We start from the raw sequence: 20,576 nt of genomic DNA, 5'->3' as shown, positions 1-20,576 counted from the left end.
TAATTGTTACTTTGCGCTGTTATGCTAAAAAAGGAATTACAACTAGTTTTGGTGGCAGTTTTATTGCTCTTTGTGGTGCAATGTGCTAAAAGAGGTACACCTACCGGCGGACCTAAAGATGAGACGGCTCCGGTTTTGGTACGTGCGGACCCACCTAATAATACAACCAACTTTAACGGAAAAGAGATTCGTATTTATTTTGATGAATACATTAAACTCAAAGACCTTAGTAAGAATTTGATCATTTCTCCACCTATGGATCCTAAGGCGCAGATCTCACCCCAGGGCGGTGCCTCACGCTATATAGATATTCAGATTACAGATACGCTAGAGCCCAATACGACCTATGTCTTTAATTTTGGTGAAAGCGTAACCGATAATAATGAAGGCAATCCTTTTTCTTTTTTTAAATATGTTTTTTCTACCGGGGATTATATAGATTCGTTGACGGTGACCGGTGTGATTAGAGATGCACTTCTAAGAGAACCTGATAATTATGTTACGGTAATGCTGTATGAAGCAGATTCTACCTATCGCGATTCTGTAGTTTATAAAGAGGTACCCCGTTATGTGACCAATACCTTAGACAGTTCTGTGGTTTTTGAACTTTCAAATGTAAAAGCAGGACGGTATAAGCTGGTGGCGATGAAAGACGATGCGAGTAACTACACCTTTCAACCCGATAAAGATAAAATCGCTTTTTACGACACCTTTATTGATGTGCCCACAGATTCTGTGTATGTGTTGCGTCTGTTTAATGAAGAGTTAGCGCCTAAACCCGGCCGGCCCAAACAAGGTGCTGCTCAACGAATCGCTATTCCTTATGTAGGAAATCCAGATAGTATTGCTGTTGAATTGATAAGCGCAAAACCCGAGGGTTTTGAAAAATTGATTACGCGTAAAATGGGTCAGGATTCTTTGCAATATTGGTACAAACCGCAAACTGAAACAGACTCCCTTGTTTTTAGAACCGTAGCCAATCAAACGATCGATACAGCTTTTGTGCGTAAACGAAAGCTAAAAGCAGATTCCCTGCAAATACAGCCGGCTTCTAGTGCATTGATCTTAGAAGAGCCCTATGTACTCAATAGTACGATTCCGATTATGGCTGTTGACACTTCAAAAATTGTAATCAGTAGGAAAGATTCAACTTTAGTGGAAGATTTTAAGGTTAATCTATACCCCAAAAGACTTCAGCTTGATTTGCGTTTTGAGACAGCAGAGAATGAGTCCTACAAAATACAAATGCTCCCGGAAGCTTTAACTGATTTTTACGGGACTAAAAACGATACGATAAACGTTACAGCTTCTACAAAAGCATACGGAGATTATGGGGAATATGACCTCACCTTACAAGGTGCTGCAGATGTGCAACACATCGTACAATTAGTTACTGAAAAAGGAGATGTAAAGCGAGAACTTATTGGTGAGCCTGGTGTAACATTTTTTCAGTTTAACCGAATTGAGCCGGGTAAATATTATGCACGCGTAATAGTAGATCTTAACCAAAATGGTAAATACGACAGCGGTAACTTTTTAAAACAAATACAACCTGAGGAAGTATTGTATTATCCTGATTTACTAGATTTGAGGTCGGGTTGGTACCCTAAAAACACCTTTATTGTAAATCAAGAGTAAATTTATCCCGATCTGCCAGAAAGTTAAGTTGGTTGCGCGTTTCATCTAAATGTGCTTTGTCTAAAGTAGCATAGATCGTGGTTTCCTTTTCTTTTGCGAAAGCTAAAGTAGCGCCTAAGCTATCGTAGATGCCGCTAAAACCATTATATTCATAGTTGTTGCCATCTAATCCCATTCGGTTGACACCGATGCAGTAGCACATATTTTCAATAGCACGGGCTTTTAGCAGTGTATCCCAGGCAAAAACACGCTTCTTAGGCCAATTTGCCACATAAATTGCCGCATCATAGTTGCTCGTGTTGCGCGCAAAAACCGGAAATCGTAGATCGTAGCAGACTTGTAATAAGATTTTCCAACCTTTGTAGTTTGCAAATACTTGCTGAGTACCATTCTTATAAATTTTGTTTTCTCCTGCAAGGGTAAACGTATGTCGTTTGTCATAAGCGGTTACAAAACCCCCAGGAGTGACAAAATAAAAGCGGTTGTAGTGTAAATCATTTTCTTTGACCATTAAGCTCCCTGCAATAGCGCTCTTGAGCTCAGCGGCTTTGGTTCTCATCCAATTAAGCGTTTCGCCTGTGTCTGCAATACCGTCTGGGTTCATACTGAACCCGGTCGCAAACATCTCAGGAAGTATGATAAGCTCAACTTCTTTTTTGATTGCTGCTAACTTCTCATCAAAGTAAGCCCGGTTGGCAGCCGGATCTTCCCAGACTAAATTGGCTTGAATTGCAGCGATTTCTAATGTTTGTGACATATTTAATACGATCTTAAAGCAAGATTAAATGAGATTTACGCTCAATCTATCGCGTAAAATTACAAAATAGAAATGCAGCTGTATCATTGTATTAGAAATTGCAGTGAAAATCCCTAACGGCGTAACAAAGCGCAAGAGGAATTGTAATGGAAAGCCCTGCATAGCAGCGCCTAAGCGCAGGGGTGAACGCCCTGACCTTTAAAATCAGGACACAAAAAACCCTGCTTAACGAGTTAAGCAGGGTTGGAATCTTAAATATACTTATATATATCTTAGGATTATAGTACGCGTACTTGCGCAGCTACCATACCTTTTCTTCCTTCTTCTTCGATGTACTCTACTTGGTCACCTTCTTCTAATACTTCACCGTTAAGACCGGTTGCGTGAACGAAGATGTCCTTTCCTGTGTCATCGTTAGTAATGAATCCGTAACCTTTTGATTCATTGAAAAATTTAACTGTACCTTTCATTATAAAATTGTAAAAAAATTAATATTGATACAAAACTACGTGTTTAAACAACATGAAGGTTACCTTAACGTAAATAATTTTATAAAAGTTATTGATTCTCAGAATTTTTACGGGACTCTTTACTGTTGTTGAACGCTCTCATTCTCCTGATGTTATCCTCGTCAAGCATGTAATCTTTTACTTTTCGATCCTTCCAGCGGTGGTATAAAAACATAGGCATAAGGATGAACGCAACCGCAAGAATAGTGAGTCCTAAAAAGCGATCTCCGGTGAGGGTTTCTTCAGTAAAATAGCGCAAATAAAAGCCGTAGCCCAATGTGAGACAAAGTATGCAAAAAAGTATGAGTATCGCGTTACGCATAGATGAGATTTTAGATTGAAAATTTAATATTAAAGATGTTATTTTCTAGAAAAACTAACCAACATACGTCTGTAAGCGGTAAGTAATTTAGATTTTGAAATAAAGCCGTGGTATTTTCCGTCTTTAATAACGGGAAGATTCCACGCGCCACTTTCCTGAAATTTACGCATGACTACTTTGGCAGGGTCTGACTCCAGATAGATATATTCTGGTGCGGCGTGCATTAAACTGTCTACAGTAGTCGTATCGTAAAGTGAAGAGTCAAACATAATTTCTCTGATATCATCTAGCGTGATGACACCTACGAGTTCATCTTCTTTATTGACTACAGGGAAAAGGTTTCGGGTAGACTTTGCCACAGCTTTCTGAACCATTTCGCCTAAAGTCATATCAGGTCTCACTCTGATGAAGTTAGATTCTATGATGTGATTTACATTCAGCAGCGTAAGTACCGCTTGATCTTTATCATGGGTGATGAGTTCGCCCTTAACAGCAAGCTCCATCCCGTATACAGAATGCGGTAGAAAATATTTATTAATACCATAAGCAATTGCAGCTGTAATCATCAACGGAATAAACAATCCGTACCCACCTGTAATTTCCGCAATAAGAAATATCGCAGTAAGCGGAGCATGTAAAACCCCGGCAAGTAAACCGGTCATACCTACCAGTGTAAAATTGGTTTCAGAAATATGAACCCCGTTTATACCCAGGTTATTGATGATTTTAGCAATACAATTCCCCATCACGCTACCCATAAACAATACCGGTGCAAAAATACCTCCGATACCACCACCCGCAAAAGTGATCGCCGAAGCAATGACTTTAAACATAACGAGACCGGCCAGTAAGGCGATAACCACCCAGATATTGTCTAAATATTCACTGAAAAAAGTAGCGCCTAGTGCATTTACAGCATGCCCGTCTAAAAGTTTGTTAATCGTATCAAAACCTTCACCATACAGCGGCGGTATTAAAAATAAGAGTAATCCTAAAGAGCCACCGGCAACTAGCAAACGGATGGTGGCAGAATCCCAACGGGTATAAATTTTTTGAGTAGCAAAATAAGCCTTACTGAAATAAACCGAAGTGAAACCAGCAACCAGTCCCAGAATCATGTAGTAAGGGAAGTCTGCAATCGTAAAAGCATCTTTGAGCTCAAAAGGTAAAATAGTGTCTGAACCAAAGAAAAAGTAAGAGGTAAGGATCGCAGAAAGTGATGCCAAGAGTAGGGGCATTAAAGAAAGCAAGGTAAGATCAAGGCTAAACACCTCAACTGCAAAAATAATGGCAGCGATGGGAGCCTTAAAAATACAAGACATCGCACCTGCAGCAGCACAGCCTAACAATAAAGTACGGTGTGCCTGATCCATATGAAAGATGCGCGACAGATAAGAACTAATACCGGCCCCGGTAACCACCGTAGGACTCTCCAGTCCCACCGAACCTCCAAAACCTACTGTTAAGGGTGCCGTGATAAGGGAGGCATAGACCTGATAGTTGCGTAAAATACCCTTGCGTTTTGCAATCGCACGTAAGGTCATAGGAACCCCGTGACTCAGCGGATTACGAATGATAAACTTTACGATAAGAACTGTTAATGCCAGACCTACAATGGGAAACAAAAAGTAAAAACCATACCGGTAATTCTCAACGAGTTTCCCCTCTAACAAATTCTGAATGATGTGGGTGATGTTTTTGATCAATACAGCTCCTAACCCCGCAAGGAGACCTGTGATCACACTTAAAAAATAAACAAAGGTGGTCTTTGAGATATGCTTATAGCGCCAGGCGTGAAAGCGATGTAAAAGGGGTTTTTTACCAGGCATTTTAATCGTGTTTTGAGGCGCAAAAGTAAGAGGTATAAATCAAAATATCATATAATTAGCAGTATTTATGAAAACAAAAAAATCCCTGCGTAAAAGGCAGGGATATAATCGTTTACTCAAGTATAGAGTCTAAAATAATATCAGATTTAAAGCGGAGTCTTCTAGACTCGCCATAAATCATTTAATAATTAGCAATACTCGTTAAAAGCATCAATAAGATTGTCTGAGATAAGCTCTGCAGGACGTCCTTCGATATGATGGCGCTCTAACATATGTACGAGTTCCCCATCTTTAAATAAAGCCATAGAAGGCGAAGAGGGAGGAAACGGTACCATAAAATTACGAGCAAGATCTGTAGCCTCACGGTCTACTCCTGCAAATACGGTAAATAAATTATCTGGAGTTTTTGCATTTTGTAAAGCCATACGCGCTCCCGGTCTGGCATTTGCAGCTGCACAACCACAAACAGAATTTACAACAACAAGGGTTGTTCCTTCTTTTTTCATAGCTGCCTGCACATCATCTGTAGTATGTAATTCTGTGAAACCTACAGAAGTAAGGTCTTCACGCATAGGTTTTACTAATTCTGCTGGATACATAAGTTTTCTTTTTTAGCCATTTTATGGCGTTTAACAATTCGAGATTGGCTTCGAAACTAAAATTTAAGTTTAACCAAGGCCTTCTGTTTAGTTCGTAAGGCTTTGGTTTACAAAGTTACAAAATAATAGTCGGGTACTTTTTATAAACCCTACAGTCTCTCGCTAAAAAAGTATAGGTTTAAAGCGCATACCTAGGGGTCAGGCCTGCCTGCCGGCATAGGCAGGCTTTCTGCTGTAGCTTTTACCTTTATGCAATTTGTGAAAATGACAAATGACTCAGAAACCAGAAGTAAACTGATTCACAAGACTTAAATCCTTTGCGTATACGCAAAACAGTAACATTTTGTCAGATTTACAGACTCACATCTTGTAAAGGCTTTATTTTTGCCGTGCAATTAAAAGCATATATAACGGTTTTGACCGAAAACACGATAAAAAAGATTAAATGGTAAGATGGATAGGAGCCATTATTGGCCTGGTTTTTCGCGGCTGGATGGGCGGAATTGCAGGTTATGTAATTGGAATGCTCATAGATAATTTATTTTTCAATAAGAATACCGGTACAACTTCAGGCAGAAACAGCGCTCCTTTTGGTAGCCAGGAACAAACCGTAACTCCCGGGGATTTTGAACTCAATTTGCTTTCGCTGTGCTCTATTGTTATAAAAGCAGACGGACAGGTAAGTCAGCGTGAGATGGACTATGTACGGCAATATTTTGTACAGGCTTATGGTAAAGAACGGGCTAATGCCACATTTAGAACATTCAATGAGGTAGTCAAAAAGCGCGAAATCAATGCCCAGCGTATTTGTTCTTATTTAACCCAGCGTACACGCAGAGAAGTACGTTTACAAATTGTGCATTTCTTGTTTGGGATTGCTCAGGCAGATGGTACGGTTTCTACCTCAGAGGTGAATCAAATCTCTCAAATTGCCGGATATCTGGGATTGAGCAGAGGGGAGTTTGAAAGCCTTAAAGCGATGTTCTTTAAAAATGCAGACAGCGCCTATAAAATCCTGGAAGTTGAAAAAACCGCAACCGATGCTGAGGTTAAGAAAGCGTATAGAGCGATGGCAAAAAAGTACCACCCTGATAAACTACAACATATGGATGAAGCCTATCGTGCCGGTGCAGAAGAAAAGTTTAGAAATGTGCAGGACGCATATGAGACCATTCAGAAAGAACGCGGTATTTAAAAAGCTACTACCTCAATAGTGTGGGTAGCATCAATCTCAAGTCAAACTTGAGGGTTTTTAGGTGTTTAGAGTAATAAAAAAGCTCAGGTCTTACCCTATTTGCTTTTTTGGACTCGACGAGCATTTCTTTCGTTTGGAGCTATGCCCCGATAGATGCATCTACAGAATCTTCTAACCTCCCTATGAGGATTTATTTTTCAGTGTAAGCATCGTTTACCCTCCTCAAATTAAAGGTAAGGGGAAAGCCAACGGAAGTTTTTTAAACAAGCATGTTTGAGCTTGCACTGCTATTGAGAGCTATAGGCTATACCTCTTGACAAGGCCTTACAAATGCCTTATATTAGCAGAGCTAAGCTAAGGCGCATTTATCTTAACCGCACAGCCTAGGATAGGGGAAGGCTCTTTTTTTTATAAGTTAGCTCTCTAAAGAGCAGCTTGCTATACTACCTGCAGCGAGTACTACGTGCTGCCATTATCCCATTTTAAACATTTCCAAAACTCCATTCACCCAAGGTTCACCCACAGTTCACCCGAGGTTCACCCACGTTTCACCCGGGGATACTGCATAGCAAAGGCATGGTAACGGTATACTAACGCTATGGGAACGTCAGGGTAGCGGTTCTTATGCACTAGTTGTGAATGCCATGTTACCTTTTCAAGAAACACAATCCCTAAAATTCCCAATACGATAAGCTGTTTTAAATGGCCTTTCCTTGCAGGCAATGCACGGTCTCGCATACTGCAGCATACTTTTACATACTATAGCCTACTCTCGCATAGCAATTCGATTTTTAGAGGGGTATCCTTCGAGAGGGCTTCGGAAAAAGGGGGTGTTTCTCGAACAACACCCGAAGAAAACGGGAAATACAATCGAACAAAAGGATGTTTTAGGGGGATTTATACCTTTTTGCGTTGACCCTAGGGATTACAAAATTCTGTAAACTACTTCTAAGACTAAGGTCTATTTTTATTAATGCAACTCAAAAGTGTTGATATCCCGACGAAAACTTTGATAATCAACTATATTTGTGTGGATATAACAAGTTGTGCTTCATTTGACAAAAAAATAACCATAGAACTATGCCAGAAGAATTTAAAGGTGAAAAAATAGAAAGAAATTTAACCACAAAACAAGTTTGGTTCTACCACGACACAGAAGCTGGCATAAAACAAATTTCCAAAGAAGTATTCAAAAAAGTTGACAAACTTATTCATTACCCAAGAGGCTTTGAAGGTGGTGAAAAATACAAGTTTATTAAAAAATTCACCTATTTAGGATTTGGTGGCAAACTGCCTGTTGGAGTTGTCAAAGCTACTTCATATGGTTATGGTTTTACTAAAACTTTAAATCCATTTTCATACTTTATTGATGAAACTTATGAAATTCAAGAAGTAATAATTGAAAAGAAAGGAAAAACAGAATTAGATGTTACTAATAAGCTACTTTATTTAAATGAAACTAGCTTACAAGAGCTACAAGATTCATTTAGTGCTATTTATAAAAAAAATCGTGCTGAAATAGATTTTGTATTACAATTAACTTTAAACAATCTTTTTCCAAAAGTAATTGACAAACCTGAAAAGACATATATTGAAAATGCTCTTGCTTCTTCTTTGGCAAGTTGGGGAAATTCTATAGATGAATTTTCAGATGGAGATAAAAAAGCCATTCAAGATTTATTTGACAAACTATCAATAGGAACAGACTTTTTAAGCAAAGAATCTTTAGCTAAAACCAAAGAGATTGTTGATAGTAAATTTATTCAAAAGACAATTGAACGATTTAATGAACTTTTTGCATTGACAACCGATGGAGAAAGTCTTGAAAAACATTGGCAAGTATTTCTACAAGAAAATAACTGGGTTTTTTCATCAATATTCGCACAGCCAATTATTTTATATCAAAGAGAAGCATACGTTGGAGGAAAAAGTCTTGACAATACAAATGGAAAAATGAATGATTTCTTAATTAAAAATAGTCTAAGTGATAACGTTTCTTTCTTGGAAATAAAGACTCATAGAACTAAACTTGTTGAGAATAGTTCTTACAGAGGAGAAGATGTTTACAGTGTTTCAAAAGACCTTTCTGGTTCGACTGCTCAAGTTCTGAACCAAAGAGATAATTTTCAAAAGGAATTTTATGCATTAAAAGCAAAAAGTAGGAAAAATGGGAATTTTGAAACTTTTAATTCTAAATGCATTGTATTAATTGGAAACTTGGCAGATTTGGACGAAGACCAAAGATATTCATTTGAACTTTCAAGAAGTAATAGTAAAGATGTCGAAATTATAACTTTTGATGAATTAAAAGCAAAAATTGAGAGCTTTCAAGAATTACTAAATGAAGAATAAAAACGAACGCACAACAATGGCTATAAGTAATTGCTTGTTCTCGCCTACTTTGGAAATTCCTGCGGAATTTCCAACTCGGTGTGTACTTGCAAAGTTAAGTGCTAAACCACGCAACTACTCATAGCCGAGACGTTAGCCACAATGTAACCAACCAATGAACAAAAGGATAATAACGATAATGATTCTAACTTCTATTTTAAGTTTTTTCGGATGCAAAAAACAACCTGAAAAATCTAAAGACGAAATTGAAATGGACAAAATATTAGATGATTGGAACAATCGGAAAATATATAAAGTTCTTACATCTGAAATTATCGATAAAATTCCTGATGACGAACTTGAACAAGCTGTTTTCGATAATATTTATGAAAATATAAAAAATGATTTTGATAATGAATTTGAAAATATAAATAAATTATCAAATGGACAACAAGCGTTTTGGTCAACTTGGGTTTTAGAAGGAGAAGTTAATAACGGAGGATTTAACCAATTCTATTTTAATTCTAGTGGGCAATTTTTTGAAATGGCTGAAATAGGATTTAAAACAATTGGAGCGGAAAAATATGCGGAATTAACTACTCGTGCGAATAAAATATATGCAGTGAATAGAGAGCGTTTAGAGGAATTTGACGATGGAACAATGGAAAGTTTTAGTGAATCATACAAGGACAATCCGTTGAATAAACTTGATGATGAATTTTACGATTTAGGAGATAAAGAAAGTGTAAGCGAATTAAGAATTAAATATATTCGTGAACACAAAACTGAATTTACAATTGAATAAAACACAGTGGCTAATAACTAGCGTTCTTGCGGCCGGTACAGCCTGTTCCGTTGCAGAACGGGAGCCTAGCATGAACGCCGTGTTGACTGAACCGGTTGATTGTCGGTCAGCCTGCTATGGGTTTTAGTCTGTTTTAGGATGGGTTATTTGAGGTCTGCACTTGAACCCGTTGGTTGCTTTTGAGGTCTTGATTTTCTCCTGAGTATACGTATCGCTTTTTAGATGCTGTTGAACTCCCTTTTTTGGGATGTTTTATCCACTTTTACTTCGTTTAAGCCATAGGGTTCCTCTTACCCTTCAAGAGGCGTTTTGTTCTTTAGTGTGCTTTAGTATATTTTTTGAGTTTTTTGATCCAGTATGGCGGTGGTCCTCGTGCGGTAAAGGTCTCCAGGGTTATGAGTTTTCCTTTTTTACAGGTTGGGCATATTCGGTGTTGCAGCGGCGGTTTTTCGTCGAGCTGTATCTTCCCCAAGGTTTTATGCAAGTGGTCAAGACTTTCTCGTTTATGGTAAGCGCTTAAGATTCCGTAATGACGGATGCGTACAAAACCTTTAGGAAGGATGTGCAATGTAAAGCGTCTGATAAACTCGGTATCAGCCAAGCCTTTTGCTTAACTATAGGGAACCTTATGCGCCTACCCACTATTTGATACCGGGTCGCGATGGGCAAAAATACAGTGCGGGTTCTATACGCGCGTTTTTGAAAAAGGAATGTACCCGAGCAGGAATTCTCAAGGCGGTAACTCCGCATACGTTACGCCACAGGTATGCCACCCATATGATGGATCACGGAGTGGCTTTACGGCATATTCAAGAACTACTGGATCATGCGAAGCCTGAAACCACAATGATTTATACGCATGGTTCTCAACGCGACTTGCTAGACGTTGCAAACCCACTAGACGTAACCCTATCCCGAATATCGAAAAACGCTAATGAACACCAAAAAGTGTTGATATCCCGACGAAAACTTTGATAATCAACTATATTTGTTATGATATAACAAGTTACCCAACATTTGAAAAAAATCGAACTTCAAGAAAAAATCCGAAAAGCCACATCAAGTTTGATTGATATGGCAAAAGATATGTGCTGGAATAAAATATCGGAAAATTGCGAATATATAATGTCGGAAATAGACGAAAGCATTGGAAAAAACTTTTTTGAAAGAGCTAAAATCAGGAAAAAGATTAATGACAGAAAATCACCAAAATCATTAAGCGGAATTGTTGCGGATTTGACTTCGATTTATGAAAATTTATATGACATAAATCTTTACATTTATAAATCGTTGCCGAATAAAACAATAATCGAAATTAGATATTTTTTAAAAACTTCGCATACGGATGAATTTTATCCGACAATAAAGAATAATGAACCAATGTTGCATTGTAAAGTTGGAATTCCACCATACGTTGCGAAAAAACCAAATTCGACTGAAAAACAAGAGCTTTTCGATGTAAATTGGCAATTAGGAGGAATTAGACACGAATGGAAGAAATTTTGGTGGAGAGCTGAATATAGAATAAGCCGAAGTTTGAAAATAAAAAAGCGGAATAAAAACGTTGGGTAACACCGTGTATAATTAATGGCTAGTTCTCGCCTACTTACGAAAATCCTCGCGGATTTTCTATTCGGTTTGTATTTGCTAAATTCCGTGCTTAAAATACGCCACTAATCATACGTGTGCCGAGAGTAACGACCGGCTGAAAGTCGTTACGCAACTGTTTATAAGATGGTGGAGCCGCCTGTGCTGAGCGCAGTCGAAGTGACCCACCAATGTTGTCCTACAGGGGAGAGCGTTAAACCACCATAAGGTGCTTTGGTAAAGAGCCAGGGTATTGAGCGTTATGGAAAAGGCTATGCCGTGAGCTGGTCAGGTATGAATACTGGAGATGAATGCAAATGAACCTCTGATGAAGTGTCGAGAACGTGCAACCTTCTGTCAAAAGTGTTTGAAGTATGACAAACATTATAAGTCCAGCGGACACCTGTTTATTGGCTGGTCGGCAGGCGTCATTTAGGAGGCATGACCAGTATTTGGGCTTATTTACGGAACTCGGGAACCTGTGCCAGGATGCAAAGTGAAATGCACAATAGCGCAAACTAGAGGCAGAATAGCGAAGCTTGGTGTAGGGGCGGACTAACTCATAATCTCGAGAGTAAGTCTATAAGTATTATTTCGTTTTAACATAATTATAATAGCTTATCCGTTAGGTAGATTTATATTAGTTAGTGATTCACAAAAGTCCATGAATCGATTCTGTAATTTGATATCAGCAGCAGCCAACAGATAGTTTTTTAGCCTTTTATGATATAAAAATTCACCAGAAATTTCAACCTCTTTTTCATCGGAAGAAGATAACCACACTTGTGTTTCAGTCGCTTTTTCTAAATCATCGGTAGCATGCGAACCCCCCATTTTAGTGGCACCCATCCTGGGGATACCACGTTGCAAAATACGTCAGGCCAACGTTTGGAAACTGCAAAAGCCAGTAAAATATTCTGCAGTTTGGTGTCGGAATATGCCTGTGTATCATTCCATTTCTTTTTTTCCACAATAAGTCCTCCAACTTTGTATCTCCTTGTTGATGCAAGCCTGAACTGGTATAGATTAACCGCTTGGGTTTATTAATCAAACACGTCAAAATATAAGGGGCAAGACTATTTATCTGAAATACATGCGGCAGTGCGTCTTCTGTTTCTTGGTAGGGTTCCTTAAAACCAACCCCTGCATTATGAATTACGCTATCCATTGTTCCCAGTTGGTTTACAGCTTCTGCTATTTCATAGGTATGGGCTATGCTTGACAGATCACCGGTGATAATAGCTTTTGCTCCGGGGAGTTTTGATGGACTATTTCCGCCTTGGTTTTATTTCTCGCGGGTAGTACCACCTGATGACCCTGTTCTATAAATTTTTCGGCAGCCATAAAACCCAGACCATCTGTTGCTCCCGTAATAAATATTTTTTTCACAGTTATTCCGAAGTATTTGTTTATTGCTGATGTTTAGGGATTCCGTAAACATTAATAATTTATAATTGAGCATTCTAAATCATTCTATGCTCTAAGTAATTTTTCTAATTCTAATTCTCCTTCCACGGTTTGTGCCCCGTTTTCTAAAGCTTTGCTCATAATTTGGCCTGCTATAGGATTTGAAATTAAAGTCAACCATGCATTATGTTCTGCAATCAAACCTTCGGCGTTACCTGCTGGGGGAACTAATTGTTTCATGTGCTTCACTACGCCATCGGGTAGGTTTGCTATATTTTTCGCTAAAGAATTTACAAATAGGTCAAGCTCATGATGTGGTAGTGCACGATTAATCCATCCATAGCGTTCAGCAGTCACTGCGTCAAAAAGATCAGCACCTAATGTGATTTCCATCACGCGGTTGCGAGTCATTCTTTCTTGCAGATATTGTGTGCCACCACCACCGGGTAGTATACCCATTAATGCTTCGTTATGGGAGAGCTTTCCTTTTTCGATAGATGCAAAAATCATATCAGATGATGTGACAAATTCAGCTCCTCCGCCTCTGGCAATTCCTTTTAGTTTTACAATTGTTACCTGGGGCTGTGTTCTTATCATTTCTCCAACCGACTGAAATAAATTAACGCCTTCAGGTGTTTCTTCGACCAATTTGTCAAAAAGTTTTTTGTCCTCCAAAATACGCATGTCAACATGTGCAATAAAAAAATCAGGGTTGGCACTATCAAAAACAATAACTTTGACTGAATTATCCTTTTCTAACAGGTGCAATAGCTCTCGTAATTCCTTTATCATCTGACTACCTAACGCATTTACTGAACCGCTATTAAGTACGATTTCTGCGACTCCATCATTTAAAGATATACTCAATGTCTTAAATTGACTTTCGTTTAATTTTGATAATTTCATATTTTGTGAATTGAATTTTTAAATTTGTTTTTAAAGCTGGGGCTAAATTACAATCACTAGTTGTCAATTTTAGAGATGCTATAGTGGATGATAGCACAATCATTTTATGGTCAAACAAGAACAAAATACTATCTGTAATATCAAAAATCAGACTGAGATCAAATATGCTCAGGATACACTTTATGTTCTCAATGGTAAATGGCGTCTACTGGTCTTTATAGCTATTTACAATGGTAATCACAGATATAGACAAATTGCAAAGAATGTTCCTAACATAACTTTTGCTATGCTATCCAAAGAATTAAAGCTGATGGAATTGAACAAACTTATTTTGCGTTCAGAAGATCCTGATTTTCCTAAGGATGTGATGTATACGTTGACTCCATATAGCGAATCGCTCTATCCTTTGGTTGAACATATGATTGCCTGGGGAAAAGAACATAGAGATCACATTAAGTAATTACTTTCTACGAAGCCATGAATGTTCGATGGTTGGGGTATTTTGTTATCCTTAAAATTTGATAATTTTTTCGTTGCTTCTTTCATACTATTAAAATTTACTTATTTGAATTTGTCTGGTATAAGATTTTTAGCGATTTATTAATTACATGGGCTAATCGAATCATTATAACATAGGTTCAGGTCTTCTTTGAAACTCAAGATAGCCATCCCAGCGTGCGGTCGTATTATCAATCCATTGAAGTTTTTTATCTTTTAGAGGAATGTCATCATACATTCCTTGTACATCTGAAGGATCAGTAAGTAAGTCATCATGTACTTGATATATAAAGGTGGGAACACACACGTGTTTTGCCCATTTTCCTGCATTTCTATCTTCAATGCTAAAGCCAGTTTTTATTTTGATCTTATGATCTAAGGCTTTAATGCGGTTTTTAGGAATATTTGCCAGCTCTAATTGTTTAGTGAGAATGTATTCTTCGCTCAAAGGTTGTACCGCCACAAGACATCGTATTTGTTCAAAATCCTTCGGATTGCGCTTCATTGCGTATAACGTAGCATCAGCACCCAAACAACGACTAAACAAGGCGATTCTCATGGATTTGGTATCATGCCTTTCACGTACATATCGAATGGAACCCAGAACATCCCTAGATTCAAAAATTCCGGTAGAGATAAGTCCTCCATTACCTGTACCGCTATGGCCATGGTTTCTCAGGTCATGCGCTAGTATATTGAATCCCGCCTCATCAAGTATTTTTAAATCAGGTATAAAATTAACTTCCATATCATTTCCGCTAGCTTGCCAGATTGATTTCCAAGGTTCCAGATGTGAAGGAAGACCAGACCGGGTAAAGCCCATGGGATGATTGATTATAATAATATTATCTGAACCCTCAGCGGGAAGGAACCATCCTTCTCGCGGAACTCCATCTATAGAGGGGAAGGTGACCTCTTCATAAAACAGTCCAACTTCAGAAGGTTTGTGTGGAAGGCGTGATTGCAAAGCATACCGAATCTACCTACACGCCGGGATACCGTTCTGAAAAATGGCTTAAGGTCAAAGCCGTACTTACTGAAGAAACCCTGATTTGCGGCTATACCGATTCAGATAAAGGTGGTACGTGGTTTGGGAGTTTGATTTTAGGCATGTATGCTGAAAATACACTCATCTACGTGAGCAATTGCGGTTCCGGGTTTAGTCAGGACGAACAAGAGGGGTTGCTGGAGCAGCTGAAAAAACATGTGGTTGCTGAAAATCCATTTGGTAAAAAAATAAACCTGAAAGGCCGAAAACCCAATTGGGTAAGTCCGCAGCTCATTTGTGAGGTGAAGTTTTCAGACATGGACACCAAATAAGATCATGCGCCATCCGGTTTTAAAGGCTTACGGCAGGATAAGATTCCGCATGACGTTCATATACAGAAGCCGCATTCCGCTTCCCAAAAAACCCAATCCACTTCAGAAGCAGGTCTGGACGTAGACGGTCACCACGTGAATTTTACCAATCTGGAAAAAGTATACTGGCCCGATTCCGGTTATACTAAATATGATCTTATCGATTACTACATTCAGGTATCTGAGTACATATTGCCTTACCTCAAAGACCGGCCGCAGAGCTTGCACCGGCATCCGGACGGCATTAAAAACAAAGGTTTTTACCAGAAGGATCACGAACACCTTCCGTCGTGGATAGAAACGCTTGAACAGTTTTCAAAGTCTTCAGACCGCACCATCAACTACCTCTTGTGTCAAAACGAAGCTACGCTGTTGTATATGGCCAATATGGGATGTATTGAGATCAATCCCTGGAATTCGCGGATAGGACTATTGGATAAACCCGATTATGCGATTATCGATCTCGATCCTTCAGACACCAACACTTTTGAACACGTAATCACCGTAGCTCAGGTAGTAAAACAGATTCTGGACCAGGCGGGGATTGAAGGCCTTTGTAAAACTTCGGGTTCGAGCGGCATACACATTTACCTTCCGCTAGCAGCACAATACACGTATGCCGAAGCGCGCAATTTCACCAAACTCTTGTGCATGTTTGTCGAAGAACAGCTCCCGGATCTTACCAGTATGACCCGTGCCGTAAAAGCACGAAAAGGAAAAATATATTTAGATTACCTGCAGAACAGAAAAGGCCAAACCCTTGCTGCTGCCTATTGCGTACGCCCCAGATCGGGTGCAACGGTCTCCGCGCCCCTCGAATGGCACGAGGTAAAACCGGGTTTGAAAATTGATGATTTCACTCTAAAAACAATGCCCTTCAGACTTCAGAAAAAAGGGGATCTGTTTGCAGGAGTACGTGGAGCGGGGATTGATATGGCAGCGGCCATCGAGCGTTTAGAAAAGTAGTGTTCTATATTTTTTAGAAATATAGAACATCTCTTAATAATATGTTATTTAAGAATTCTTAAACAGACTACCGCAATCGATCCTGCTAAATTGAAAGTAGAATACCCTTCTCACATCAGGGTGTTGTGCTAACAGCCTAACTAACTGCATCTTTATGAAAACAAACCATGTCCATTTTACCTTAAACGGGGAATCGGTCGAAGTTTCAATCGAACCCTGGACCACCTTACTGGATTACTTACGCTATAATCAAAAACTCGTTGGCACAAAAAAAGGCTGTGATCACGGCCAATGCGGCGCCTGCACGGTTCTTATTGACGGGAATAGCGTCAATTCGTGCCTGTGCCTTTTAGTAAGTCTGGAGGGAAAAGAGATCACCACCATTGAAGGCTTAGGAACTGCCGAAAATTTGAGTACAGCTCAACAGATATTCATTGACGAGGATGCGTATCAATGTGGGTACTGCACCCCGGGACAAATTTGCTCTACCATTGCGATGCGCAACCGTGGGGAGATCAATTCGGAAGAAGACCTTAAAGACTGGATGAGTGGTAACCTTTGCCGTTGCGCCGCCTATAAAAATATAACGAAAGCCGCTCGTCGCATTTACGAAGAATCCTAACCACTATGAAACCATTTGAATACACCCGACTTTCGACCGACGATCTTTCGTCAGATACTGCACTGTATGATACAACCTTTCTTGCGGGTGGTACCAACTTAGTAGACTTGATGAAATATGGGGTTGAAAAACCCGACGCTATTGCAGATATCGGCCAGCTGCCTTACGATCAAATTGAAGAATTTGCCGACGGTTTGCGACTGGGTGCACTGGCTACCAATGCAGACACGGCTTACCATCCTGCTGTAAAAAATAAATATCCTGTTTTGAATAAAGCTATACTGTCAGCGGCATCTTCCCAACTGCGCAACCGTGCGACTAACGGTGGAAACCTGCTACAGCGCACCCGTTGTTACTATTTTTACGATACGGCAATGCCCTGTAATAAGCGGGAACCCGGGAGTGGATGTGCAGCGATTAAGGGGTTCAACAGAATCCATGCTATCTTAGGAACTTCAGCTTCCTGTATTGCCACGCACCCCTCAGATATGTGTGTAGCCCTGGCTGCGCTGGAAGCAAAAGTGCATATCCTGCGCAAGGGAGCAACGCTGGTTATGCCTTTTGACCAAATTCACAGGCTTCCGGGAGAACATCCTGAAAAAGACCATAATCTGGAGCCCGGAGATTTAATCACCCACATTGAACTCCCCAACGAAGGTTTTTCACAGAATTTTGAATATTTAAAAATCCGGGATCGGGAGTCTTATGCCTTTGCACTGGTTTCTGTGGCGGCATGCCTGAAAGTTTCAGCGGGTAAAATTGAAGACGTACGGGTCGCCTTGGGTGGTGTCGCTCACAAACCCTGGAAATTAAAAGAAGTAGAACACGAATTTATCGGGAAGGAAGCTTCCACGGAAAATTTTAAATCCTTAGCCGAAAAACTAATCAAAGGTGCTCAGGGTTTTGGGACCAATAATTTTAAAATTCCACTGGTAAAACGTGCTATCGTACGTGCTTTAAACAACGCTTTAAATCCATCATGATGCTCAATATAGGAAACAAACAACAACGGGTTGACGGACCTCAAAAAGTAAGTGGCAGTGCGACTTACAGTGCAGATATCACCTCACAATTTTACCATGCGTATGTTTTGCAAAGCAGCATTGCCTGTGGAAGTATTACCGCTCTGGACACCTCGGCAGCTGAAGCATTTGAGGGGGTGAAAGGTATTTTTACCCATAAGAATCTTCCCGAGCGTTTAAAAAATAGGGTTGATTATACCGATCCGCTTTCACCTCCCGGAAAACCATTTAGGCCTTTTTATAACAACAAAATACTGTACAACGGTCAACCTATAGCTTTGGTAGTTGCCGAAACTTTTGAACAGGCTCGGTATGCTTCCAGTCTCATCAAAGTGACTTACAAGGAAGAGGAATTTAAAGGAAGTTTATATGAAAACCTGAAAAATGCCAGCGCAGATCGCACTCCGGATCCGGCATCCAACAGGGGCGATTTTAAAAAAGCATTTAAAAATTCTGAGTATACCATTACTCAAGAATACCGCCAGTCGCGCAATTACCACAACCCGATGGAGCCACACGCCACAAGCGTGGAATATAAAGATGATGGTAGTATTGTGGTGTATGACAAAATACAGGGAGTTGGGAGTTCACTAAAATATCTGAACGGCGTATTCGGCCTCGGAGCCGATAAAGTTCAGGTAAAAAGTGATTTTGTAGGTGGTGCTTTTGGTTCCGGTCTCAGACCACAATACCAGTTATTTATGGCAACACTGGCTGCCTTAGAATTGAAACGCAACGTGCAAATGGTAATGACGCGTGCGCAGATGTTCAGTTTTGGGTATCGCCCGGAAGTTATTCATACGATGAAATTAGGATGCAGTAAAGATGGAACCTTGCAGGCACTTTCTCATAGAACAGTTGGAGAAACCTCAACATTTGAGGATTTTAATGAGACTATTGTAGACTGGTCTGGTCTTTTATACAAATGTGAACATGTAAATCTGGAATACGAACTGACACCGGTACAGAGTTATACGCCGCTTGATATGCGTGCTCCCGGTGGCGTTTCCGGGGTTTATGCATTGGAATGTGCTATAGATGAACTCGCTCACGAAGCAGGTATTGATCCGCTGGAGTTCCGTAGAAAAAATTATGTGGATTATGATCAGAACGAAGATAAGCCCTTTACGAGTAAGGAGCTGATGGCCTGTTATGACCGATGCGAAGAATTATTTGGGTGGAAAAACAAAAAGACTTCATCTGAAAACGAACCACACCTGCTTACGGGTTTTGGTATGGCGACCGGTTCCTGGGAAGCGCTGCAGCAACCGGCTTCGGTTTCTCTGACAATGGATGAAAATGGAATGTTTACTATTAAATGCGCCACAGCAGATATTGGTACAGGAACGTATACCGTGATGTCTCAGATCGCTGCAGACAAATTAGGTGTACCCATAGAAAAAATTGAATTTAAACTAGGCGATACCGCTTACCCGGATTCGCCTATCGAAGGAGGGTCCTGGACAGTCTCATCTGTTGGATCTGCGGTAGCTGGCGTTTGTAAAAAGTTTCAATACCGCATTGCTGATGTCTGGAAGCGAAATAATCCGGACTATCAGCAAGTAGATTTTGATGCTATTTTGTTTCAAGACGGCAATCTGGAATACGATGCTAAAACCTTCAGCTTTGCTGAAATTATGCAGCAGGCCTCTAAAGAAGAATTAAGTATAGCGCACAATGAAGCAAAAATTGAGGGACAAACTACGCATTCCGGCTATGCGCATTGTTGTGTAATGGTCGAGGTTACAGTTGATCAGGATCTTGGAATTATCAAAGTACCACGTATTGTAAACGTCTCTGCTGCCGGTAAAATCATCAACCCCAAGACAGCAGAAAATCAACTTTTGGGCGCTATGATCTGGGGATTAGGAATGGCATTACGCGAAGAAGGAATGGTTGACAGCAAATACGGTCGAATTATGAATGCTAATTTCGCCGAATATCACATAGCCGTCAATGCCGATGTACACAACATCCACGCCGAATTTGTAGAAGAAAAAGACGATAAAGTAAATCCGCTGGGAGCTAAAGGAGTTGGTGAATTAGGCATTGTGGGTCTGGCTTCTGCGATAAGCAATGCCATTTATGATGCCACCGGGAAAAGATTGAGAAAGCTCCCGATGCTGCTGGATGATATCTTGGAAGTCTAATTTGTAAAACCTTAAATTATTTGTTCAAGATTTAAAGATCTGAATGAGGCTATTGCAAGTAAACGGTACTGAAA

The 20,576-nt window shown here is 39.8% G+C and carries 21 protein-coding genes and 1 pseudogene; 12 read left to right on the top strand and 10 right to left on the bottom strand.

What is annotated here, in order from left to right; genetic code table 11:
• Window positions 1-21: 21 nt before the first annotated feature.
• Entirely contained in the window at window positions 22-1,638 is a 1,617-nt protein-coding gene (locus DSM02_RS01535; protein WP_128763989.1) for an Ig-like domain-containing protein, read from the top strand.
• On the opposite strand, the gene DSM02_RS01530 is transcribed toward DSM02_RS01535, so the two are convergent.
• The 5 genes from DSM02_RS01530 to DSM02_RS01510 all read right to left on the bottom strand — a co-directional run bounded on the left by DSM02_RS01530 (window position 1,619) and on the right by DSM02_RS01510 (window position 5,654).
• Window positions 1,619-2,395, bottom strand: coding sequence for an amidohydrolase (locus DSM02_RS01530; RefSeq protein WP_128763988.1), 777 nt, complete (start codon window positions 2,393-2,395; stop codon window positions 1,619-1,621). The two genes, DSM02_RS01535 and DSM02_RS01530, sit on opposite strands and share 20 nt — an antisense overlap.
• Before the next feature lie 278 nt (window positions 2,396-2,673).
• The gene (locus tag DSM02_RS01525; protein ID WP_009781881.1) at window positions 2,674-2,865 is read right to left on the bottom strand and encodes a cold-shock protein; all 192 of its coding nucleotides are present in this window, start codon (window positions 2,863-2,865) and stop codon (window positions 2,674-2,676) included.
• An 88-nt stretch (window positions 2,866-2,953) separates the two neighbouring features.
• Window positions 2,954-3,226: a hypothetical protein gene (locus DSM02_RS01520; RefSeq protein WP_128763987.1), complete on the bottom strand. Its 273-nt coding sequence runs from the start codon at window positions 3,224-3,226 to the stop codon at window positions 2,954-2,956.
• A gap of 38 nt (window positions 3,227-3,264) precedes the next feature.
• The gene (locus DSM02_RS01515) at window positions 3,265-5,055 is read right to left on the bottom strand and encodes a chloride channel protein (protein WP_128763986.1); all 1,791 of its coding nucleotides are present in this window, start codon (window positions 5,053-5,055) and stop codon (window positions 3,265-3,267) included.
• Between the two features lie 188 nt (window positions 5,056-5,243).
• Window positions 5,244-5,654 (bottom strand): BrxA/BrxB family bacilliredoxin, encoded by a 411-nt coding sequence (locus DSM02_RS01510; RefSeq protein ID WP_128759427.1) that lies wholly within the window; start codon window positions 5,652-5,654, stop codon window positions 5,244-5,246.
• A 445-nt stretch (window positions 5,655-6,099) separates the two neighbouring features.
• Between DSM02_RS01510 and DSM02_RS01505 the strand changes: the two genes are divergently transcribed.
• The 3 genes from DSM02_RS01505 to DSM02_RS01495 all read left to right on the top strand — a co-directional run bounded on the left by DSM02_RS01505 (window position 6,100) and on the right by DSM02_RS01495 (window position 9,985).
• Window positions 6,100-6,849 (top strand): TerB family tellurite resistance protein, encoded by a 750-nt coding sequence (locus DSM02_RS01505; protein WP_128763985.1) that lies wholly within the window; start codon window positions 6,100-6,102, stop codon window positions 6,847-6,849.
• 1,080 nt (window positions 6,850-7,929) lie between these two features.
• Window positions 7,930-9,201, top strand: a complete 1,272-nt coding sequence (locus tag DSM02_RS01500; protein WP_128763984.1) for a Shedu immune nuclease family protein — start codon at window positions 7,930-7,932, stop codon at window positions 9,199-9,201.
• Between the two features lie 178 nt (window positions 9,202-9,379).
• Window positions 9,380-9,985: a DMP19 family protein gene (locus DSM02_RS01495; protein WP_164918207.1), complete on the top strand. Its 606-nt coding sequence runs from the start codon at window positions 9,380-9,382 to the stop codon at window positions 9,983-9,985.
• A gap of 316 nt (window positions 9,986-10,301) precedes the next feature.
• Here DSM02_RS01495 and DSM02_RS01490 read toward each other — a convergent pair.
• Window positions 10,302-10,586, bottom strand: a pseudogene (locus tag DSM02_RS01490) (transposase); the annotation flags it as partial.
• A gap of 5 nt (window positions 10,587-10,591) precedes the next feature.
• Here DSM02_RS01490 and DSM02_RS01485 point away from each other — a divergent pair.
• A complete protein-coding gene (locus DSM02_RS01485; protein ID WP_128763982.1) occupies window positions 10,592-10,960 on the top strand; it encodes a tyrosine-type recombinase/integrase in 369 nt (122 codons plus the stop codon).
• A 42-nt stretch (window positions 10,961-11,002) separates the two neighbouring features.
• The gene (locus tag DSM02_RS01480) at window positions 11,003-11,557 is read left to right on the top strand and encodes a hypothetical protein (protein WP_128763981.1); all 555 of its coding nucleotides are present in this window, start codon (window positions 11,003-11,005) and stop codon (window positions 11,555-11,557) included.
• Between the two features lie 633 nt (window positions 11,558-12,190).
• Here DSM02_RS01480 and DSM02_RS20490 read toward each other — a convergent pair.
• The 3 genes from DSM02_RS20490 to DSM02_RS01465 form a co-directional block, all read right to left on the bottom strand.
• Complete coding sequence (locus DSM02_RS20490; RefSeq protein WP_205875048.1) at window positions 12,191-12,421, bottom strand: Rossmann-fold NAD(P)-binding domain-containing protein; 231 nt, start codon at window positions 12,419-12,421, stop codon at window positions 12,191-12,193.
• 363 nt (window positions 12,422-12,784) lie between these two features.
• Window positions 12,785-12,961, bottom strand: coding sequence for an SDR family NAD(P)-dependent oxidoreductase (locus DSM02_RS20760; protein WP_205875046.1), 177 nt, complete (start codon window positions 12,959-12,961; stop codon window positions 12,785-12,787).
• Between the two features lie 84 nt (window positions 12,962-13,045).
• Window positions 13,046-13,885, bottom strand: a complete 840-nt coding sequence (locus tag DSM02_RS01465; protein WP_128763980.1) for an enoyl-CoA hydratase/isomerase family protein — start codon at window positions 13,883-13,885, stop codon at window positions 13,046-13,048.
• A gap of 106 nt (window positions 13,886-13,991) precedes the next feature.
• Between DSM02_RS01465 and DSM02_RS01460 the strand changes: the two genes are divergently transcribed.
• On the top strand, window positions 13,992-14,345 hold the full coding sequence (locus DSM02_RS01460) for a winged helix-turn-helix transcriptional regulator (protein WP_128763979.1): 354 nt from the start codon (window positions 13,992-13,994) through the stop codon (window positions 14,343-14,345).
• 165 nt (window positions 14,346-14,510) lie between these two features.
• On the opposite strand, the gene DSM02_RS01455 is transcribed toward DSM02_RS01460, so the two are convergent.
• Window positions 14,511-15,350, bottom strand: a complete 840-nt coding sequence (locus DSM02_RS01455; RefSeq protein WP_205875044.1) for an alpha/beta hydrolase — start codon at window positions 15,348-15,350, stop codon at window positions 14,511-14,513.
• Here DSM02_RS01455 and DSM02_RS20530 point away from each other — a divergent pair.
• The 5 genes from DSM02_RS20530 to DSM02_RS01435 all read left to right on the top strand — a co-directional run bounded on the left by DSM02_RS20530 (window position 15,332) and on the right by DSM02_RS01435 (window position 20,502).
• The gene (locus DSM02_RS20530; protein ID WP_240673953.1) at window positions 15,332-15,703 is read left to right on the top strand and encodes an ATP dependent DNA ligase; all 372 of its coding nucleotides are present in this window, start codon (window positions 15,332-15,334) and stop codon (window positions 15,701-15,703) included. The two genes, DSM02_RS01455 and DSM02_RS20530, sit on opposite strands and share 19 nt — an antisense overlap.
• A 135-nt stretch (window positions 15,704-15,838) precedes the next feature.
• On the top strand, window positions 15,839-16,708 hold the full coding sequence (ligD, locus tag DSM02_RS20525) for a non-homologous end-joining DNA ligase (protein ID WP_240673952.1): 870 nt from the start codon (window positions 15,839-15,841) through the stop codon (window positions 16,706-16,708).
• Window positions 16,709-16,862: 154 nt separating this feature from the next.
• Window positions 16,863-17,330 (top strand): (2Fe-2S)-binding protein, encoded by a 468-nt coding sequence (locus tag DSM02_RS01445; RefSeq protein ID WP_128763977.1) that lies wholly within the window; start codon window positions 16,863-16,865, stop codon window positions 17,328-17,330.
• A 5-nt stretch (window positions 17,331-17,335) separates the two neighbouring features.
• Window positions 17,336-18,313, top strand: a complete 978-nt coding sequence (locus tag DSM02_RS01440; RefSeq protein WP_128763976.1) for an FAD binding domain-containing protein — start codon at window positions 17,336-17,338, stop codon at window positions 18,311-18,313.
• A complete protein-coding gene (locus DSM02_RS01435) occupies window positions 18,310-20,502 on the top strand; it encodes a xanthine dehydrogenase family protein molybdopterin-binding subunit (RefSeq protein WP_128763975.1) in 2,193 nt (730 codons plus the stop codon). The genes DSM02_RS01440 and DSM02_RS01435 overlap by 4 nt, the downstream gene beginning before the upstream one ends.
• The last annotated feature ends 74 nt before the right edge of the window (window positions 20,503-20,576 follow it).

This window comes from Leeuwenhoekiella polynyae (assembly GCF_004104075.1).
Classification (GTDB): domain Bacteria; phylum Bacteroidota; class Bacteroidia; order Flavobacteriales; family Flavobacteriaceae; genus Leeuwenhoekiella; species Leeuwenhoekiella polynyae.
Note: the sequence above shows the minus strand (reverse complement) of the source record. Positions and strands in the feature narration are given on the sequence as shown.